Genomic DNA, 17,173 nt, shown 5'->3' on the forward strand with positions numbered 1-17,173 from the left:
CAATTTAGTTGCCGACACGGCGCCCCGGGTACACTGGCCCACATGACCGAGCAATCGACCGACGCCCTCCCCGACCAGGACTTCCTGCGCCTCGACGGCCAGATCTGCTTTGCGCTCGGCGCCGCGAACCGTGCCTTCGGCGGGCTCTACCGGGTCGTCCTGAAGGACCTCGGGCTCACCTACCCCCAGTACCTGGTGATGCTGGTGCTGTGGGAGCACGGGGAGCTGCCGGTCAAACAGCTCGGACAGCACCTGCGGCTCGATTCGGGCACGCTCTCCCCCCTCCTCAAGCGGCTGGAGGCGGCCGGTCTGATCGTGCGCGAGCGCAGCGCTGCCGACGAACGGTCCGTGCACGTACGCCCCACCGAGGCCGGTACGGCCCTGCGCGCGCGAGCCGTCGAGGTGCCCCGGCGCATCGCGGCCGCGACCGGATTCGAGCTTTCCGAGGTCAAGGACCTTCAGGACCGCCTGCGGCGGCTCACCGCCGCCCTCGACGCGGCGGTTCCGCCGGAGTAGGGCGTACGGCCCGTGCGGCGGAGGTTCCGTGCGGGCGCCACAGGGGGTGCTCGCGCCGGGCCCAGTCTGCGGCGACCGAGCCCGTGCGCATGCCGCGCCGGGCCTCCGGATCGCCGACGGCCATCCGGACGTGGCCCAGGACGGCCACGGCCGTCGCGAGGGCCAGCCAGTCGTGGACGAAGGTGGCCCCGGTCCGCCAGGGCAGCGGTGCCAGGTCGGTGAACCACATCAGCAGACCGGTGCCGAGCATCACGAGGGCGGCCCCGGCACTCCAGCTCGCGTAGAGCTTCTGCCCGGCGTTGAACTTGCCCGCCGGGCGCGCGTCCGGCCGGTGGTCGCGGCGCAGGGCGGAGCGCAGCCAGGTGCGGTCGTGCGGGCCGAAGCGGTTCAGCCGACGCAGGTCCCCGCGGAACGCCCGGGAGCCGAGTCCCAGCAGGGCGGGGGCCGGGATCAGCAGTCCGGACCACTCGTGCACGGTGACCACCAGGTGGCGGCGGCCGACGAGTTCGGCGAGGGGCGGCAGGTAGAGGCAGGCCGCGCTCGCCAGGCAGACGCCCGTCAGGATGGCGGTGGCCAGGTGGACCAGCCGGACGGCGGGGCCGAACCGGCCCACGCGGGCGGGGTGCTCGGCCGGGGCTTCAGACGGTCGGGGCATCGTCGCGTCCGTTCGACTTGCCGACCCAGGCGTCGACGTCGTAGCCGAGTTCCTCCCAGTAGCCGGGCCGGACCTCCGGGGTGAGCGTGATGCCCGAGAGCCATTTCACCGACTTGTAGAAGTACATGGGCGCCGCGTAGAGGCGGACCGGGCCGCCGTGGGCGTGGCTGAGCGGCTTGTCCTGCATGTTCAGGGCGACCATGACGTCCTCGCGGCGGGCCTGCGGGAGCGTGAGGCTCTCGGTGTAGGTGCCGTCGAAGCAGGTGAACCGGATCGCGCGGGCCTCGGGGCGCACCCCGGCCGCGTCCAGCAGCCGGAAGAGCGGGACGCCCTCGAAGGGGGTCGCGGGGACCCGCCAGCCCGTCACGCACTGGACGTCTCGGACGATCCGGGTCTGCGGCAGGGAGCGCAGCGCGTCGAGGGTGTACGTGGCCGGGCGCTCGACCAGGCCGTCGACGGTCAGCCGGTAGTCGGCCGGGCCGCGTTCGGGCACCGAGGAGGCGACCGAGTAGTACCGGAACCCGCCGCCGCCCGGCAGCAGTCCGGTCAGCCCGGTCGGGTCCTTGCTCGCGGCCGCGCCCAGCACGGAGTCGAACCCCGACTGGAGCTTCGGCGCGAGGACCAGACCGAGGGCGCCGAGCCCCACCATCCCGAGGACCAGCCGCCGGCCGACGGGCGCCCCGAGGCCGTCGGGGTCCGGGGCGGGGCCGGGGGCGGGCGCGGGGGACCTGTCCGGCTCGGGGTCGGATCGCTGGTCTCGGTCGGGGTGCCGGTCTGTGCTCACGTGGCGATTCGACCACCTGCCCGGTCCCGGCGGCCAGGGTCCGCGCCCGCCCGTCAGAGTTCCGTAAGACGCACGGGTGCACGGGGGTGTACGGGGTGTACCGCGCGCACGCACTCACGCGCCTGCCGCCCGTACAGCCGTCCGGCCGGGCCCGCACTCGGCGGGACCGGCCGGACCGGGGACTACGGGGGCCCGATTACGCGCCGCTCGCCTTGAGCATGTCCTCGCGCTCGACGAGCTTCACGCGCTCGCGGCCCTGCGGCTCGCCCAGCGCCTTCTCCGCGGCGTCGAGCTTGTACCAGCCCTCCCACGTCGTGAAGCGGATCTCCTTCTGTGCGAGGAAGGTCTCGACCGCCTCCGGCTCGGGGGCGGCCGGGGTCAGCAGGTTGCCGGCCGCGTGGTCGGCGAGCAGGCTGGCGACCGTCTCGTTCGCGTCGCCCTTGGTGTGGCCGATGAGGCCGATGGGACCGCGGCGGATCCAGCCGGTGACGTACGTGGACGCCAGGTGCGCGCCGGCCTCGATGACGCGGCCGGCCTCGTCCGGAACGGTGCCGGAGTCGACGTCCCAGGGCAGCTTGGGCAGCTCGTCGGAGAGGTAGCCGACGGCCCGGTAGACGGACTGGACGTCCCAGTCGGTGAACGTGCCGGTGCCCTTGACGTTGCCGGTGCCGTCGAGCTCGGTGCGCTCGGTGCGCAGGCCCACGACCTTGCCGTCCTCGCCGAGGACCTCGGTGGGCGACTCGAAGAAGTGCAGGAAGAGCTTGTGCGGGCGCTCGCCTATGTCGCGGATCGCCCAGTTCTCCAGGGTCTTGGCGACCATGTCGGTCTGCTTGTTCTTGCGGCGCTCGGCGATCGAGCCCTCGTCGTACTCGATGTCCTCGGGGTTGACGATGACCTCGATGTTCGGCGAGTGGTCCAGCTCGCGCAGCTCCATCGGGCTGAACTTGGCCTGCGCGGGGCCGCGACGGCCGAAGACGTGGACCTCGAGGGCCTTGTTCGCCTTGAGGCCGTCGTAGACGTTCGCCGGGATCTCGGTCGACAGCAGCTCGTCCGCGGTCTTGGCGAGGATCCGGGCCACGTCGAGGGCGACGTTGCCGACGCCGAGGACGGCGACCTTCTCCGCCTCCAGCGGCCAGGTGCGCGGCACGTCGGGGTGGCCGTCGTACCAGGAGACGAAGTCGGCGGCGCCGTAGGAGCCGTCGAGGTCGACACCGGGGATGGTGAGCGCGCGGTCCGCGGTGGCGCCGGTGGAGAAGATCACGGCGTCGTAGAAGGAGCGCAGCTCGTCGAGGCTGACGTCGTTCGGGTAGTCGACGTTGCCGAAGAGGCGGACCTGCGGCTTGTCGAGCACCTGGTGCAGGGCGGTGATGATGCCCTTGATGCGGGGGTGGTCGGGAGCGACGCCGTAGCGGATCAGACCGAAGGGGGCCGGCATCCGTTCGAAGATGTCGATGGACACACCCGGCTCGGTGGCCGCCTCGGACTTCAGCAGGGCGTCGGCGGCGTAGATGCCGGCGGGGCCGGCACCGACGATTGCTACCCGCAGGGGGCGAGGCATGGCTGGGTTCCCTTCGAACGACGGATACTCGATCAAGAAGAACCCTAAGCTAAGGGCAGCCTAACCCGGCACCCACCCCCTGGTTATGCCCCCATAACCCAACCTTATGACTTCCCCAAGTGATGGTTGGGGTCGCCGTGAGCCTTGCGGGCCTCCATCTGCCCCTGGAGGAAAGCATCCATATGGGGAGAGTACGGACCACCGTGGTCGAAGAGCAGCTCCGTGATGCGCCGCCATTCCGCGACGGCGGCGCGGGTGGCGGCATCGGCACTCTCCAGGTCGCCCTCGGTCTCCACGGCGGCGGCCTCGGCGGCTTCGAGCGCCTCCTCGGTCTCGTGGTGGGTCAGGCCGGTGGCCTGCTCACGCACCCGGGCGCGGGCCGTGCGCTCCGCGTCGGTGGGGACGTGCGGTTCGTTGGCGGCGTCGTCGGTCACGGCGGTCCTGCCTCTGCTTCCTGGTTCGGGGTGGGCGGGCGTTCCGCGGGGAGCCCGTCCGGGGTCACCAGGCCTCGGTGACGGTCACGGGGTGCTCCTCGCGCGTACGAACCGTGACGGTGCCCGCATCCGCGTCTCCGTACACCTCGTGCCGCCAGGCCGCGAAGACCCGTACGACCCTGCGGGCGTCGTCGCCGCGGCCCTTGCCCGCGGCGCGGGTGGTGAAGGTCACCTCCGCGAGGCCCTTCCCGCGCACCTTGCGGACGCGGACCTCGCCGATGCCGTCCGCGGAGACGAACGCGTCCTCGTCGGTGCGGTGCTCCGCGTAGTAGGCAACGAAGTCCCGCCGCATGTCGAACCACCCGGCCGCGCCGCAGGGTCCCGCGCCATTGGTGGCGGCGCCGCCTCCGGAGGCCCCGTCCGTGGGCGGGCCGGGCACACCGGTGTCCTGATCGGTCGGCGGCCCGGCGTATCCGCCCGTCTCCTCGTCCGTCGGGGGACCGGCGTATCCGCCCGACTCCTCGTCCGTCGGGGGACCGGCGTCGGCGCCCGACTCCCCATCGGTCGGGGGACCGGCGTATCCGCCGGACTCCTCGTCCGTCGGCGGGCCCGCGGGACCGCCCGTCTGGTCCTCCGTCGGGACGTCGGGCGCGGTGGTGGCCCCGGCCGCGCCGGCGTCCGTACCCGTCGTCCCGTCCAGGTCGCAGCGCTCCGGAGCGGGCGCCGCCACGGGAGCGGCCGGCCCGGACGGCTCCCCGGCCCGTACGGTGCCGCAGGCAGCTAGTCCGGCGCACAGGAGCACGGCCAGCCCTGCGAAGGCCGTCCGCCCGGTCCGGGATACCGCAGTCGTCGGTACCGCAGTCGTCGTCATGTCGTCTCCCCCTTCTGCCCGTACAGAGGGCTCCGCCCGGGGCGCGGTTGCCTTCCGGCCCCTCGTTCCCGCAGTCCCGGGTGCGTGGTATTGCTGTGCCGCATGGCGAACCCCCCGACTCCCCCGGTCCCCCGCGCGACGCGGCCCGTCCTCTTCCTCGACGTGGACGGCCCCCTCATCCCGTTCGGGTCCGCGCAGGGCTACCCGGTCTACGCGTCCCCCGGTGCGCCGACCGAGGCCGACGGGCACCCGCTCCTCCCCCGGCTCGATCCGGCGCTCGGGCCGCGGCTCGCCGGTCTGCCGTGCGAGCTCGTCTGGGCCACGACCTGGATGGACGACGCCAACGCCTGTCTCGCCCCTCGGCTCGGGCTGCCGGCGCTGCCGGTGGCGGACTGGCCCGAGCCCTCCGCCGGGGACCTCCGGGGCGGCATCCACTGGAAGACCGCCGGTCTCGTCGCCTGGGCCGCGGGCCGGGCGTTCGTGTGGGTCGACGACGAGATCGGGGCTGCGGACCGGCGTTGGGTTTCCGAGCACCACCCCGGCCCGGCCCTCCTGCACCGCGTCGACCCCCAGGTCGGCCTCCAGGACGGCGACTTCGCCGTCCTGGAGGCGTGGCTGCGCGGCCACGCCGGCTGAGCACCGGTGGCGGCGGGCCCTGCTTCGGTTCCCCTCCGGCATGGGTAGGCTTCCCGCGACACAGTGTGCGGCGGGGTTCGGGGTGGGGTCATGGGGCGTCAGATGCGTGTGCCCGGTGCGGTACTGGCAGCCGTGCTGCTGCTGGCCGGCGCCGGATGTTCCGGAGCGGGGAGCGGGTCCGGGGCGGGTCCCGGCGACGATCCGAAGCCGGGCGGCGGCACACCCGCCGCGTCGTCCGCTCCCGCCGACGGGAAGCCCTCCACCGGTGACGTGCTCCCTGGCATGGTCGGCGTCTCCGTGGCCCGTACCCAGCTGGCCGCGTTGAAGGTGGCGGCCCCGGGAACCATGTCCGGTTACAGCCGGGACAAGTTCACGCACTGGGCGGAGCAGGGCGACAAGTGCGACACCCGCGAGGTCGTCCTCCAGCGGGACGGTGCGAACGTCACCCGGGACTCCCAGTGCAAGGCCGTGTCCGGCACGTGGAAGAGCCTGTACGACGAGGTGGTGGTCACCGAGGCCTCGAAGATGGACATCGACCACATGGTGCCCCTCGCCGAGGGCTGGCGCTCCGGCGCGGCCGGCTGGGACGCCGCGAAGCGCAAGGCCTTCGCCAACGATCTGACACATCCTCAACTGCTGGCGGTGAGCGCCTCCTCGAACCGTTCGAAGGGCGACCAGAGTCCCGACCAGTGGCAGCCGCCGTCGAAGGCGGCCTGGTGCCAGTACGGGCGGGCCTGGACCACGGTCAAGTCCGTGTACGGCCTGACCGTCACCGAGCCCGAGAAGAAGATGCTCTCGACCATGCTGGACACCTGCGCGGCCTGACACCCTCCGCCCGCGCCCCGCGCCCGTTCACCCCAGGACGGCGATGCCCAGCGGACGCGATCCCGCCGCGAGCCGGCGGCTGCTCCCGGTGTCGAGGTCCACGACCGTGATGCCGTTCCAGTAGCCGTCCCGGGTGTAGCCGCCGGTGACGTAGGCCGTCCGCCCGTCCCGGGACACGGCCACGTCCTCGTGCGGCCCGTCCAGCGGGTACACCCGCTCCGAGCCGTCCGGGGAACGGACCGTGAGGGAGGGCCCCTTGCCCTTGCCCGGTTCCACCGCGCCCGTGCCGACCACCAGCAGCCGGCCGTCCGTCGTGACCGCGGCCCCGTGCTGGTGGGTGTCTGCGGTCATCTGCTCCACCGTGCTGCGGCCCGTCCGCGGATCCACCACCGCGAGCCGCTCCCCCTCGAAGGGCAGCAGGAGCATCCCGTCCGCCGGCCGTACGACGGCGTAGTGCGGCTTCAGCCAGGATCCGAGGCCGCCCTCCGTCCCGTACGGGGCGACCTCGATGCGGCGCGGCCCCGCCGGCCCGACGGAGCCGCCGGATCCGACGGGCACGACGGTGACGTCGAAGGAGTCGTGGCCGGTGACGTACACCTCCGAGCCGTCCCGCGAGACGTCCACGTCGAAGGGCCGGCGGCCCACCGGGACCACCGCCGTGACCTCGTTCTTCGCCGTGTCGATGACCTCCAGGACGCCGGTGGTCCCTGGCACGTTGACCCCGGCGTACGCGTGCGCGCCGTCGGGCGACAGCGCGATGCCCATGCCACCGCCCCGGTACTCGCCGCCGGTCACGGGCCCGGTGCCGGTGGTGCGGTACGGGATCAGCGCCAGCCGGGTGCGCGTCCGCGTGTCCACGACGGCGACCCCCTCGGCCGTGGCCACCCAGGCCCGGCCGTCCGCGCCGACCACCAGGCCGTACGGGGCCCTGCCGACCGGCACCGAGCCGACCGCGCCGCGCTCCGGGTCCACGAAGGTGACGGTGTCGGCCCCGAAGTCGGCGACGAGCAGGGTGCCGCCCGGGGTGGTCTCGGCCGTCGCCAGCGCAGAGGCCGCGGGGGCGGCGGCCGGGGGCGCGTCGGGGGTGGAGCAGGCCCCCAGCAGCAGTGCTCCGGCGAGGACCGCGAGGGCGGTACGGGTTCCCCGTACGCGGCGGCGCGGGTGCGGGCGGTCGTGCTGCGGCATGGGCGTGGCCCCTTTCGGTTCCGGGGGCGGGGCCGGTGGTGCGCCCGCTCCCCCGTACCCATCCTCACCTCGCGCGGCCGCCCGGCCGCTCGGCCCGGCGGCCGACAGCGGGGTCAGCCGATCGGTCGATGCGGGGGGGCTGCTCAGCCCTCGTACTCCGTCAGGTCGATGCCGTGGAGGTTGAGGAGCACGCCGCTCTGCGGGTGGCTGAGGTCCTTCTCGGCGGTCATGCCCAGCTTGCGGATCACGTTCTCGGACTCGTCGTTGCCCGCCCGGTTCACGGCGACGACCCGGTCGAGGCCCCGGTCCTGGAGGGCGAACTCCAGGGTGGCGTGCGCCGCCTCGGAGCCGTAGCCCTGGCCCCAGAAGGAACGCCCGAGCCGCCAGGTGATCTCGGCCGCCGGCAGGACCTCGGGCAGCCACCACGGCATGGACAGGCCCACGGCACCGATCAGCTCGCCGGAGGCGAGCAGCTCCACGGCGAAGATCCCGAAGCCCTCCTCGTCCCACTCGTCCTCCCACCGCTCGATGGTCTCGGCGGTCTCCTCCAGGTCGAGGGTCTCGCCTTCACCGATCCAGCGCATCACCTCGGGGTCGGCGTTGATCTCCGACAGGGGGACGAGGTCGTCCTCGGACCAGCGGCGGAGGAGGAGGCGGGGGGTACGGATCTCGGTCATGGGCCCCATCCTGCCGAACGCGCCGGACATCGGGTAATCGGGTCACGCTCCGGATCCCCCCTCCCGGTCCGCCGCCGGGACGGTGATCGCGTCGAGCTGCGCCCTCAGGTAGACGTGCGAGTCGACCGGCTCGTGCACGACCCGTCCCAGGGGCGCCGCGAGGGACTCCACGCGGGTGTGCGCGTCGCACTCGTAGAAGTAGACCAGCGAGATCAGCTCCTCGGCGGGCACGTCGGCGGGCGGCGGCAGGACCCGGTGGCGGCCGGCCCTCCACCGGTCGCCCGTCCAGCGCGCCATCAGGTCGCCGATGTTCACGGTGAGCGCCGCCGGATCGTACGGGGCGTCCTGCCAGCCCTCGGCGTCGGTGTGGATCTGGAGTCCGCCGGTGCCCAGCTGGCGGTCCAGGACGGTGACGGTGCCGAAGTCGGTGTGCGCGCCGATGCGGAACTGGCCGGGCAGCGGCGGCCCGAGGATCTCGGTGCCGGGGTACCAGTTGACGTTGAACCCCCAGGTGGGGTGGCCGGTGTGGCGGGTGAAATGGTCCGCGCCCAGGCCCAGGGCGGTGGCCAGCAGCTCCAGCAGCTCGTCGGAGAGCGCCCGCATCGCGGCCAGGTACTCCGTCACCAGCGAGCGGAGCTCGGGCACTTCGGCCGGCCAGGCGTTCGGCCGGAACCACTCGGCGTCCACCGAGGCGATCCCCGTCGGCTCCTCCGCCGCCCAGGACCAGGATTCCTTGAGGTCGGGCGGGGAGGCCGCGCCCTCCGCGTAGCTGTTGGCCTCGGCGCCCGGGCCGAGCCAGCCGCGGCCGCCGACCGCCACGGCGTACGGGGCCTTGGCGGCGGCCGGGAGCCGGAAGAAGGTCCGCGCGGCCTCCCGGATCCGCCGGGGCAGTTCCGGGTCCACCCCGTGCCCGGCCACCAGTAGGAAGCCGGCCGTCCGCAGCGCCTCGTCTACGCGGGCGGCCACGAGGCGGCGTGCCTCGGGCCCGCCGGTGCGCCACGGGTCGAGATCGATCAACGGGACCTGGGAACTCGCCATGTGCGACCTGCCTTCCGAGCCGGGGGCGCGGCGGGAACCAGGGCCTGGCCGGGCTCCGCTCAGCCCCTTAGGACGTACCGGACCAGGCCCTCCCCGGTGGCGGCCTCGGTGAAACCGGCCCGCCGCAGCACCGCCCGGGAGGATGCGTTGTCCTCGTCCGCCTCGGCCTCCAGCCGGGTGACGCCCGGCTGCGCGAAGGCCCAGGCCGACAGCGCCTTCAGTGCCTCGGTGGCGTAGCCGTTGCCGCGTGCCGAGGGGACCAGGTCGTAGCCGATCTCGGTGCGGCCCTCCGCGTCCGGGGCGGCGTGGAAGCCCATGCCGCCGATGGCCTTGCGGTCGCTCGCGCGGACGATGACGTACGGTCCCCAGCCCGGCCGGTACGTCCCGTCCTCGCGCGCCTTCGTCACGATCCCGCCGGCCTCCCGGGTGCCGTCGGCGGGTCCGTCCTCGGCCCAGACGAATCCGCCGGTGCCGCCCGCTTGCAGGTCGGCCGCGGTGTTCGGGCTGATCTCGCAGAGCAGTACGCGCTCGGCTCGGACGGGGTCGGCGAACCAGCGCCAGACCGTCTGCCGGGGCAGGCCGGGCAGTTCGCCCCGGCCGGTCGCCCACAGCAGTGTCCGCCAGGAGTCGTCGGCGTCCCCGTGCGGGAGGTGCGGGAAGAGCACGTCCAGGACCCGGGCGGGGAGCTCGGGGCCGGGCTGCCAGTCGTGCACGCCGAACGCGCCGAGCACGTCGCGGGTGTGCAGCAGCAGCTCGATGACGCCCATCGCGGCGAATCCGTCCGGACCCGCCGCCCCGGCCGGATGCCACCCCCGGACCTCGGGCCCGCTGACGGACACGACGGCGGACAGGATGCCGCCGCCGGCCGTGATCATGTCGAGCACCCCGGCCGGGGTGGCGCCCTCGTCCGCCCGGACCTCCAGGGGGACGTAGTCGTCGGTGGCGCGCAGCACGAGCTGTGCGGCGTAGGCGACCAGGCACTCGCCGACGTGCACGGCGGTGTCGTGGCAGCTCCAGTCCAGCCCCGCGGCCCGGGTGGTCCAGTCGCGGTGTGCCACCGAGCGCAGCCCTTCGACGCAGAGCGACACCGCCCTGTCGAGGTCCTTGGAGGTCATGATCGTCATGAGTGGCAGCCTAGGCCGGGTGCCGCCAACGGGATATCCGTGCCCCACGGCCGGTGGTGCCGGTGGCGCGCCTGCGGGCCGGGGCCGGGGCGGGGGCGCTACTGCTTGTGCTCGGACGGCGCGCTGACCGCGCCCCGGTGAAGGGCGGAGCACACGGTGGAGATTTCGACGAGGGACGTCTTCGGGGCCCCGTGCTGGGTGAGCCTGATGGCTCGGGACCTCGGCGCGGCGCAGCGGTTCTACGGGGAGGTCGCGGGCTGGCGGTTCCGGACCGCGCGGCTCGGCGAGGCCTTCTCCGTCGCCGAGCTGGACGGGATGCCGGTGGCCGGGATCGGGGCGCTGGCCGGGGATCTCGCGGTGGCCGTGGCCTGGACCCCGTACTTCGCCGTCGACGACGCCGACGTGGCGGTGGACCGGATCCGGGAACGCAGCGGCACCATCGCCGTCGGCCCGGTCTCCTTCGAGTCGGGGGGCCGCGGGGCGCTGGCGGCGGACCGGGACGGGGCGGTGTTCGGGATCTGGGAGGGGCAGGTCTCCTCGGGCTGGCGCGTCGGTTCGGGGCAGGCACCGGCCTGGCTGGAGCTGCGCACCCGGGACGCCTTCGAGTCGGCGATCTTCTACGGGGAGGTGCTGGAGTGGGCCACCGGCCGCGCCGGGTGCTGCGAGGTCGCCTACGAGGAGGACCGCGTGGTGCTGCGCCAGGAGGGGGAGCCGGTGGCCCGCCTCGACAGCGGTCCCGTGGAGCCGGGTTCGTACAGCCCGTACACCCGGCCGCGCTGGCACGTGCACTTCCGGGTGCCCGCGCTGGAGCCGGCGGTGGAGGCTGCCGTCGCGCTGGGCGGCCGCACGGTGTCCGAGCCCGGGACGAGCGCGAGCGAGCGGTGGGTGTCGCTGCGCGATCCGGACGGGGCGCTCTTCACCCTCACCTCGTCCCGGACGGATGTCGGGACCGAGGCGTAGGCGGGGCTGCGGGAGCCATGGGCCCTACGGCAGTCGGCGGGTCCGGGTCCAGTCGATCAGCTCCGCCGCGGACCAGGTGTTGACCACCCGGTCGGCCGTCACCCCGCATTCCAGGGCGCGTTCGCAGCCGAGGGTCTGCCAGTCGAGCTGTCCCGGGGCGTGGGCGTCGGTGTCGATCGCGAAGAGGGTGCCCGCGGCCACGGCGAGCCGCAGGAGCCGGCGCGGGGGGTCCAAACGTTCGGGCCGGCTGTTGATCTCCACGGCGGCGCCCGACTCGGCGCAGGCCGCGAAGACGGCCTCGGCGTCGAACTCCGACTCCGGGCGGGTCTTGCCGGTCACCAGCCGCCCGGTGCAGTGGCCGAGGACGTCGAGGTGCGGGTTGCGTACGGCGGCGACCATCCGCCGGGTCATGGCGCGGGCTTCCATCCGGAGCTTGGAGTGGACGGAGCCGACGACGAGGTCCACCTCGGCCAGGAGTTCCACTTCCTGGTCCAGCGAGCCGTCGTCGAGGATGTCGCACTCGATGCCGGTGAGCAGCCGGAACGGGGCCCAGGTCGCGTTGAGTTCGGCGACCGTGCGCAGCTGTTCCCGCAGCCGCTGCGGGGAGAGGCCCCGGGCGACGGTGAGGCGCGGCGAGTGGTCGGTGAGCACCGCCCAGTCGTGCCCGAGGGCCGCCGCGGCCCGGGCCATCGCCTCGATGGGGCTGCCGCCGTCCGACCAGTCGGAGTGCAGGTGGCAGTCGCCGCGCAGGGCGGCGCGCAGGGCGAGGGCCCCGGGGCTGGGCGGCGGGCCCGCGGGGTGGGCCGCGACCTTGTCCTCCAGCCCCTGCAAGTACGCGGGGATCGCTCCGCCGAGGGCTTCGCGGACGACCTGGGCGGTTTTCGGGCCGATTCCCTTGACGGCTTCCAGGGTGCCCGCGCGGACCCGTTCGGCCAGCTCCTCCTCGCCCATGCGGCCGACGGCGGCGGCTGCCGTACGGAAGGCCTGGACCCGGTAGGTCGGCTCCTGGGCGCGTTCCAGCAGGAAGGCGATCCGGTCCAGCGCGGCCACCGGGTCCATCGGGCGTCTCCCTCCGCGAAGCGGCGAAACGGCGGAGAGGGGGCCCGGGTGGTGAACCCGTGCCCCCTCTCCGCCCGGGTCAGGCGCCGTCGGCCGGGTCGGCCGCCGGACGGAACTGCAGGGCCAGGCCGGCGAGTACGGCGCCGGCCGCGGCGCTCAGGACCGCGGTGATGCCGGCCCACTCCAGGGAGCCGCCGACCGCGCCGCCGAGCGGGTCGAATCCGGCGACGCCGCCGACCACGTGGAGCACGGCCACGCCGAGCGCGACCACCGCGCCGGCCCGCCACGCCGCGGCCGTGTCCCGTACCGCGAGCAGGGCGCCGGCCGTCAGGCAGAGCAGGGTGACGGCCAGGGCGAGCAGCCCGCCGGGGTCACCGGAGGCCAGGCCCGCCAGATCGCCGGGCACGTGCAGCGCACCGCAGAGGAGCAGTGCGAGGGCCACCGGCCAGCGCAGTATGTGGCGCAGGGCGCCCGTTCCCGGGCGCCGGGCCCCGGCGGTGGACGGGCCCCGGACCGGGGCCCGAGCCGGGGCTTGGGCCTGAGCCTGGGCCTGGGCCTGCGGTGCGGGCCGGTGGACGGGGGTCCGTACCCGGTCCGCCTGGTCGGGACGGTGCTGCGGGGGCTGTTCGCCGGTGCCGAGGATGCTGACGAGCAGGGCCACGTCCTCGATGGGCCGGCCGAGGGCGGCGGCCCGCAGCGTGATGTCGGTTTCGACCAGCTCGTGCGGGGGCTCCCCGAGCAGGGTCACCAGTTCTTGGACCTCGTGGACGGGCCGGGAGACGGCGGCCGCGCGCAGCGCGGCGTGTCCGGGGTTGGGGACCTGGCCGGAGTCCTTGAGGAGGTTCACCAGATGGGTGACCTCCCGTACGGGGCGGCCGGTGGCGGCGGTCTCCAGCACGGTGTGTGCGGAGGCCGCCCCGGGCCGGGCTCCGGGATCGGGGCCGGCCTGGGCCTCGGGAGCGGCCCCGGAGCCGAGGTCGTCGGTGTCGGGGACCGGAGGCCGGACGTCCGTGGTGTCGGGGAGCCGGCGCGGTTCTTCGTACTCTTCGTACTCCGTCGCGGCGAGCGTGATCGGGTCATTCATGGAAAGCTCCGTTCGCCGACGCGCGGGTCTACACATCGCACGCCGGTCATCGTGCGTCATGGGAAGCGCACGCTTTGTTACATTCAGCGGCACCCGACCGCGCTGCGCCATTCGGGGCGGGCAAACGGGGGTCCCCCGCGGTGCCGCGGGCCCGGTCGGCGCAGGCCGTGCGCATGGTGGGGGCATGAAGGGTACGGAGGTACTGACCGACGCGTTCGGCCGGATCCACGACGTGGTGCACGAAGTGGTCGAGGGGCTGGAGCCCGGGTGGCTGGACGCGCGGATCGATCCCGGCGCGAACTCGGTCACCTGGCTCGTCTGGCACCTGACCCGGGTCCAGGACGACCACGTGGCGGATGCGGCCGGCAGCGAGCAGGTCTGGCACGAGCAGGGCTGGGACGAGCGGTTCGGGCTCGCGCTGCCGCCCGGGTCGACCGGCTACGGGCACACCGCGGAAGAGGCCGGCGCCGTCCGGGTCGACTCGGGGGAGCTCCTGCTGGGGTACTTCGACGCGGTCCACGCGCGGACGGGGCGGTTCCTGGAAGGTCTGTCCGCCGCCGATCTGGACCGGGTGGTCGACGAGCGGTGGGACCCCCCGGTGACGCTCGGGGTGCGGCTGGTCAGCGTGATCGGCGACTGCCTCCAGCACGCGGGGCAGGCGGCCTTCGTCCGGGGCGTGCTGTCGAGGGGCCGCTGATGGCGTCCCGCGGCGCCCTCCTCCTGACCCTGCTCCTCCTGACCACCGCCCCGCACACCGGCGCCACCGCCGTCCCGACGGCGGGGTCCGTCGGCGGGGCCGGAGCTCGGGGCGGATCCGGAGCCGTTCACTGGACAGCAGCCGAAACCGAAGCCTGGACCGGGGCCGCAGCCCCGGCCGGAGCCGTGCCCGGGGCTGCGGCCGGGGCCTTTGCCGGGTTCGGAGTCGTCGGCGGATTCGGGGCACGCGCCCTGCCCCGCGCCGGGGCCCGGCCCGGGTCCGGTGACGGGGGGCGGCCCGTGGTCGAGACCGATCGGGGGGCCGTGCGCGGGCGGGAGGGCGACGGGTACCGAACCTTCGAGGGGATCCCGTACGCCGCCCCGCCGACCGGGCCGCTGCGCTGGCGGCTGCCGGAGCCCGCCGTGCGCTGGACGGGTGTCCGGGACGCCGGTGCGCCCGGGGCCCGGTGCGTCCAGCTGCCCGCGGTGGGGCCGGGCGGCCCGAGCGGCTCGGAGGACTGCCTGTTCCTCAACGTCACGGTCCCGGCGGGAGCGGCCCCGGCGGAAGCGGTCCCGCGTACGAGCGGAACCAAGGGGGTCCCGCCCCGGCCCGTGATGGTCTGGTTCCACGGCGGCGGGTTCATGAACGGTGCCGGGGATCTGTACCGGCCGGGCCGGCTGGCGTCGGCGGGTGGAGCCGAGGGCGGGGCCGGGGCCGTGGTCGTCACGGTGAACTACCGGCTCGGGATCTTCGGTCTCCTCGGGCATCCCGCGCTGCACGGAGCTCCCGACTTCGCGCTCGCCGACCAGCAGGCGGCCCTGCGCTGGGTGCGGGCCAACGCCGCCCGCTTCGGCGGCGATCCGGGCAACGTCACCGTGTTCGGCGAGTCCGCGGGCGGCCTGAGCGTCTGCCTGCACCTCACCTCCCCCGCGTCGGCCGGCCTGTTCCACCGGGCGATCGTGCAGAGCGGTTCCTGCTCGCTCACCATTCCCCCGCACGCGTTGCTGCCCGCGCTGGCCGCCTACGAGCCGTTCGTGCCGGAGTCCCGGACCGTGGCCCGGGGCACCGCGGCGGCGGTCCGGCTCGGCTGCGGCCGGCCGACGGACGAAGCGGTACTGGAGTGCCTGCGCGGCCTGGCCCCGGAGGCCCTGGCGACACCGGAGCTGATGCTGCTCTTCTCCGCGGTGTCCTACGGCACCCCGCTGCTCCCCACCGAGCCCCGGCGGGCCCTGGAACGGGGCGAGTTCCACCGGGTCCCGGTGGTGCAGGGCTCGACCCGCGACGAGATGCGGCTCTTCCTCGGGCAGACCCTCGCCGCCTACCCGGTCGCCGGCCCGCAGGGCTACCGGTCCCGGCTGCGCGCCGCGTTCGGGGCCGGGGCGGCCGGACTCGTCGAGGCCGCCTATCCGGTGACGGCCCATCCGACGCCCGCGCTGGCCTTCGCCGCCGTGCTGACGGACGCCTCCTTCGTCTGCCCGCAGCTGCGGGACAGCCGTGCGCTGGCGCGGCACGTGCCGACGTACGACTACGGTTTCGACGACCGGCTCGCGCCGGACTTCACCGGGCTGCCTGCGGTGCCGGACTTCCCGTACGGGGCCGCGCACGGGTCCGAACTGCCGTACCTCTTCGACACGGGGCTCCCGATGAGCGCCGCGCAGCGGGTGCTCGCGGAGCGGATGACCGGCTACTGGACCCGGTTCGCGGCGACCGGCGATCCGAACGCCCCCGGGGCGGGGCCCTGGTGGCCGCGCTCCCCCGCCGTACTGTCACTGGCGCCGGAGCCCTCGGGCGGCATCCGCCCGGTGGACGCGGCGGCCCGGCACCACTGCGGGCTGTGGGACTCCCTCTCCCCAGGACAGGCTCTCGAAAGGGCAGGCTCGTGACCGGTTTGACCGACATCCTCCAGCCGTACGTTGACGACGGGACCCTGCCGGGGGCGGTGGCCCTGGTGGACCGGGGCGACGGCAAGGAGCCCGAAGTGGCCGCCCTGGGCAGCGCGGACGCCGGGGGCGGGGCCCCGATGGTCCGCGACTCGATCTTCCGGATCGCCTCCCTCACCAAACCCGTCACGGCGGCGGCGGTCATGATGCTGGTGGAGGACGGCCGGTTCGCGCTCACCGACGCCGTCACGCCCTGGCTGCCGGAGATCGCCGCACCGCTGGTCGTACGCACCCCCGGAAGCCCGGTCGACGACGTGGTCCCGGCGAAGCGGCCGGTGACGGTGGCCGACCTGATGACCTTCCGTGCCGGGTGGGGCTTCCCCTCCGACTTCTCGCTCCCGGCGGTCGCCCCGCTCTTCGAGGAGCTGCGCCAGGGCCCGCCGCAGCCGCAGGAGGTCGCGGGGCCGGACGCGTGGATGGCCGCGCTGGGGCGGATCCCGATGCTGTACCAGCCGGGAGAGGCCTGGCTGTACAACACCTGCTCGGACGTGCTCGGGGTGCTGATCGCCCGGGTGGCGGGGTGCTCGCTGCCGGAGTTCCTGGCGGAGCGGATCTTCGAGCCGCTGGACATGCCCGACACCGGTTTCGCCGTGCCGGCGGGGCAGTCGGGCCGGTTCACGCACGCCTACCGGGCCGGCGCGGACGGGGGCCTCGACCTCGTGGACGCCCCCGACGGGCAGTGGAGCACCGTGCCCGCCTTCCCGTCCGGTGCGGGCGGGCTGGTCTCCACGGTGGACGACTACCACCGCTTCGCCCGGATGCTGCTCGAGGAGGGCGGTCCGGTGCTGTCGTCCGATGCGGTGCGGCGGATGACCACCGACTGGCTGACCCCGGCCCAGCGGGCCGGCGCGGAGCTGTTCCTGGAGGGCCAGGGCTGGGGGTTCGGCGGGTCGGTCGACGTCACGCCGGCCGAGCCGTGGAACGTGCCGGGCCGCTACGGCTGGCTCGGCGGCACCGGCACCGCCGCCCACCTCGTCCCCTCGACGGGGGCCGTCACCGTCCTGCTGACCCAGCGTGAGCTGGCCGGCCCGTCGCCGGCCCCGGAGTCGATGCGCGCCGTGTGGGCGTACGCGGCCGCCTCGTAGGCCGCGTACGCCCACACATGGGCGCACTCCTCAGGACTCCTGCTC

The 17,173-nt window shown here is 74.5% G+C and carries 18 protein-coding genes; 7 read left to right on the forward strand and 11 right to left on the reverse strand.

Features of this window, described 5'->3' with window-relative positions; all coding sequences use genetic code 11:
• Positions 1-42: 42 nt before the first annotated feature.
• Complete coding sequence (locus ACZ60J_RS07705) at positions 43-516, forward strand: MarR family winged helix-turn-helix transcriptional regulator (RefSeq protein ID WP_250741572.1); 474 nt, start codon at positions 43-45, stop codon at positions 514-516.
• Here ACZ60J_RS07705 and ACZ60J_RS07710 read toward each other — a convergent pair.
• From ACZ60J_RS07710 to ACZ60J_RS07730, 5 genes are all read right to left on the reverse strand, one after another.
• Positions 479-1,171 carry a cytochrome b/b6 domain-containing protein gene (locus ACZ60J_RS07710; RefSeq protein WP_469679552.1) on the reverse strand — a complete coding sequence of 231 codons (693 nt, stop codon included), beginning with the start codon at positions 1,169-1,171 and terminating at the stop codon, positions 479-481. The two genes, ACZ60J_RS07705 and ACZ60J_RS07710, sit on opposite strands and share 38 nt — an antisense overlap.
• Positions 1,155-1,955, reverse strand: a complete 801-nt coding sequence (locus ACZ60J_RS07715; protein ID WP_469679553.1) for a molybdopterin-dependent oxidoreductase — start codon at positions 1,953-1,955, stop codon at positions 1,155-1,157. Before ACZ60J_RS07715 ends, ACZ60J_RS07710 begins: the two co-directional genes overlap by 17 nt.
• 196 nt (positions 1,956-2,151) lie before the next feature.
• The gene (locus ACZ60J_RS07720) at positions 2,152-3,513 is read right to left on the reverse strand and encodes an FAD-dependent oxidoreductase (protein WP_469679554.1); all 1,362 of its coding nucleotides are present in this window, start codon (positions 3,511-3,513) and stop codon (positions 2,152-2,154) included.
• Positions 3,514-3,617: 104 nt separating this feature from the next.
• Positions 3,618-3,947 (reverse strand): hypothetical protein, encoded by a 330-nt coding sequence (locus ACZ60J_RS07725; RefSeq protein WP_469679556.1) that lies wholly within the window; start codon positions 3,945-3,947, stop codon positions 3,618-3,620.
• Between the two features lie 64 nt (positions 3,948-4,011).
• Positions 4,012-4,818 (reverse strand): hypothetical protein, encoded by an 807-nt coding sequence (locus ACZ60J_RS07730; RefSeq protein ID WP_469679558.1) that lies wholly within the window; start codon positions 4,816-4,818, stop codon positions 4,012-4,014.
• A 102-nt stretch (positions 4,819-4,920) separates the two neighbouring features.
• Between ACZ60J_RS07730 and ACZ60J_RS07735 the strand changes: the two genes are divergently transcribed.
• Positions 4,921-5,454 carry an HAD domain-containing protein gene (locus tag ACZ60J_RS07735; RefSeq protein ID WP_469679560.1) on the forward strand — a complete coding sequence of 178 codons (534 nt, stop codon included), beginning with the start codon at positions 4,921-4,923 and terminating at the stop codon, positions 5,452-5,454.
• 90 nt (positions 5,455-5,544) lie between these two features.
• Complete coding sequence (locus tag ACZ60J_RS07740; RefSeq protein ID WP_469679562.1) at positions 5,545-6,279, forward strand: GmrSD restriction endonuclease domain-containing protein; 735 nt, start codon at positions 5,545-5,547, stop codon at positions 6,277-6,279.
• Between the two features lie 27 nt (positions 6,280-6,306).
• Here the strand turns inward: ACZ60J_RS07740 and ACZ60J_RS07745 are convergent, their stop codons facing one another.
• The 4 genes from ACZ60J_RS07745 to ACZ60J_RS07760 all read right to left on the reverse strand — a co-directional run bounded on the left by ACZ60J_RS07745 (position 6,307) and on the right by ACZ60J_RS07760 (position 10,303).
• Entirely contained in the window at positions 6,307-7,464 is a 1,158-nt protein-coding gene (locus ACZ60J_RS07745; RefSeq protein WP_469679564.1) for a YncE family protein, read from the reverse strand.
• A 143-nt stretch (positions 7,465-7,607) separates the two neighbouring features.
• Positions 7,608-8,141 carry a GNAT family N-acetyltransferase gene (locus ACZ60J_RS07750; RefSeq protein WP_469679566.1) on the reverse strand — a complete coding sequence of 178 codons (534 nt, stop codon included), beginning with the start codon at positions 8,139-8,141 and terminating at the stop codon, positions 7,608-7,610.
• A gap of 42 nt (positions 8,142-8,183) precedes the next feature.
• On the reverse strand, positions 8,184-9,179 hold the full coding sequence (locus tag ACZ60J_RS07755) for an isopenicillin N synthase family dioxygenase (RefSeq protein WP_469679568.1): 996 nt from the start codon (positions 9,177-9,179) through the stop codon (positions 8,184-8,186).
• Between the two features lie 59 nt (positions 9,180-9,238).
• Positions 9,239-10,303 (reverse strand): GNAT family N-acetyltransferase, encoded by a 1,065-nt coding sequence (locus tag ACZ60J_RS07760; protein WP_469679569.1) that lies wholly within the window; start codon positions 10,301-10,303, stop codon positions 9,239-9,241.
• A gap of 207 nt (positions 10,304-10,510) precedes the next feature.
• Here ACZ60J_RS07760 and ACZ60J_RS07765 point away from each other — a divergent pair, with 207 nt between their 5' ends.
• Positions 10,511-11,263: a VOC family protein gene (locus ACZ60J_RS07765; protein WP_469680262.1), complete on the forward strand. Its 753-nt coding sequence runs from the start codon at positions 10,511-10,513 to the stop codon at positions 11,261-11,263.
• A 24-nt stretch (positions 11,264-11,287) separates the two neighbouring features.
• On the opposite strand, the gene ACZ60J_RS07770 is transcribed toward ACZ60J_RS07765, so the two are convergent.
• Together ACZ60J_RS07770 and ACZ60J_RS07775 are read right to left on the reverse strand one after the other, a co-directional pair.
• On the reverse strand, positions 11,288-12,322 hold the full coding sequence (locus tag ACZ60J_RS07770; protein ID WP_469679571.1) for a PHP domain-containing protein: 1,035 nt from the start codon (positions 12,320-12,322) through the stop codon (positions 11,288-11,290).
• Between the two features lie 79 nt (positions 12,323-12,401).
• A complete protein-coding gene (locus tag ACZ60J_RS07775) occupies positions 12,402-13,406 on the reverse strand; it encodes a hypothetical protein (RefSeq protein WP_469679573.1) in 1,005 nt (334 codons plus the stop codon).
• Positions 13,407-13,590: 184 nt separating this feature from the next.
• Between ACZ60J_RS07775 and ACZ60J_RS07780 the strand changes: the two genes are divergently transcribed.
• Genes ACZ60J_RS07780 through ACZ60J_RS07790 form a run of 3 tightly spaced genes read left to right on the forward strand, consistent with a single transcriptional unit; the run spans position 13,591 to position 17,128 of the window.
• The gene (locus tag ACZ60J_RS07780) at positions 13,591-14,103 is read left to right on the forward strand and encodes a mycothiol transferase (protein ID WP_469679575.1); all 513 of its coding nucleotides are present in this window, start codon (positions 13,591-13,593) and stop codon (positions 14,101-14,103) included.
• A complete protein-coding gene (locus ACZ60J_RS07785) occupies positions 14,103-15,986 on the forward strand; it encodes a carboxylesterase/lipase family protein (RefSeq protein ID WP_469679577.1) in 1,884 nt (627 codons plus the stop codon). The genes ACZ60J_RS07780 and ACZ60J_RS07785 overlap by 1 nt, the downstream gene beginning before the upstream one ends.
• Entirely contained in the window at positions 15,983-17,128 is a 1,146-nt protein-coding gene (locus ACZ60J_RS07790; protein WP_469679579.1) for a serine hydrolase domain-containing protein, read from the forward strand. The genes ACZ60J_RS07785 and ACZ60J_RS07790 overlap by 4 nt, the downstream gene beginning before the upstream one ends.
• Positions 17,129-17,173 lie beyond the last annotated feature (45 nt).

The sequence above is a fragment of the Streptomyces sp. NPDC104226 genome (assembly GCF_055584085.1).

Excerpts from the sequence above, each read along its gene's own strand:
- ACZ60J_RS07770 (WP_469679571.1), bottom strand. The coding sequence starts at position 12,322 with ATGGACCCGGTGGCCGCGCTGGACCGGATCGCCTTCCTGCTGGAACGC.
- ACZ60J_RS07710 (WP_469679552.1), bottom strand. The coding sequence starts at position 1,171 with ATGCCCCGACCGTCTGAAGCCCCGGCCGAGCACCCCGCCCGCGTGGGC.
- ACZ60J_RS07720 (WP_469679554.1), bottom strand. The coding sequence starts at position 3,513 with ATGCCTCGCCCCCTGCGGGTAGCAATCGTCGGTGCCGGCCCCGCCGGC.
- ACZ60J_RS07775 (WP_469679573.1), bottom strand. The coding sequence starts at position 13,406 with ATGAATGACCCGATCACGCTCGCCGCGACGGAGTACGAAGAGTACGAA.
- ACZ60J_RS07760 (WP_469679569.1), bottom strand. The coding sequence starts at position 10,303 with ATGACGATCATGACCTCCAAGGACCTCGACAGGGCGGTGTCGCTCTGC.
- ACZ60J_RS07785 (WP_469679577.1), top strand. The coding sequence starts at position 14,103 with ATGGCGTCCCGCGGCGCCCTCCTCCTGACCCTGCTCCTCCTGACCACC.
- ACZ60J_RS07705 (WP_250741572.1), top strand. The coding sequence starts at position 43 with ATGACCGAGCAATCGACCGACGCCCTCCCCGACCAGGACTTCCTGCGC.
- ACZ60J_RS07765 (WP_469680262.1), top strand. The coding sequence starts at position 10,511 with ATGGCTCGGGACCTCGGCGCGGCGCAGCGGTTCTACGGGGAGGTCGCG.
- ACZ60J_RS07780 (WP_469679575.1), top strand. The coding sequence starts at position 13,591 with ATGAAGGGTACGGAGGTACTGACCGACGCGTTCGGCCGGATCCACGAC.
- ACZ60J_RS07730 (WP_469679558.1), bottom strand. The coding sequence starts at position 4,818 with ATGACGACGACTGCGGTACCGACGACTGCGGTATCCCGGACCGGGCGG.
- ACZ60J_RS07745 (WP_469679564.1), bottom strand. The coding sequence starts at position 7,464 with ATGCCGCAGCACGACCGCCCGCACCCGCGCCGCCGCGTACGGGGAACC.
- ACZ60J_RS07740 (WP_469679562.1), top strand. The coding sequence starts at position 5,545 with ATGGGGCGTCAGATGCGTGTGCCCGGTGCGGTACTGGCAGCCGTGCTG.
- ACZ60J_RS07755 (WP_469679568.1), bottom strand. The coding sequence starts at position 9,179 with ATGGCGAGTTCCCAGGTCCCGTTGATCGATCTCGACCCGTGGCGCACC.
- ACZ60J_RS07735 (WP_469679560.1), top strand. The coding sequence starts at position 4,921 with ATGGCGAACCCCCCGACTCCCCCGGTCCCCCGCGCGACGCGGCCCGTC.
- ACZ60J_RS07750 (WP_469679566.1), bottom strand. The coding sequence starts at position 8,141 with ATGACCGAGATCCGTACCCCCCGCCTCCTCCTCCGCCGCTGGTCCGAG.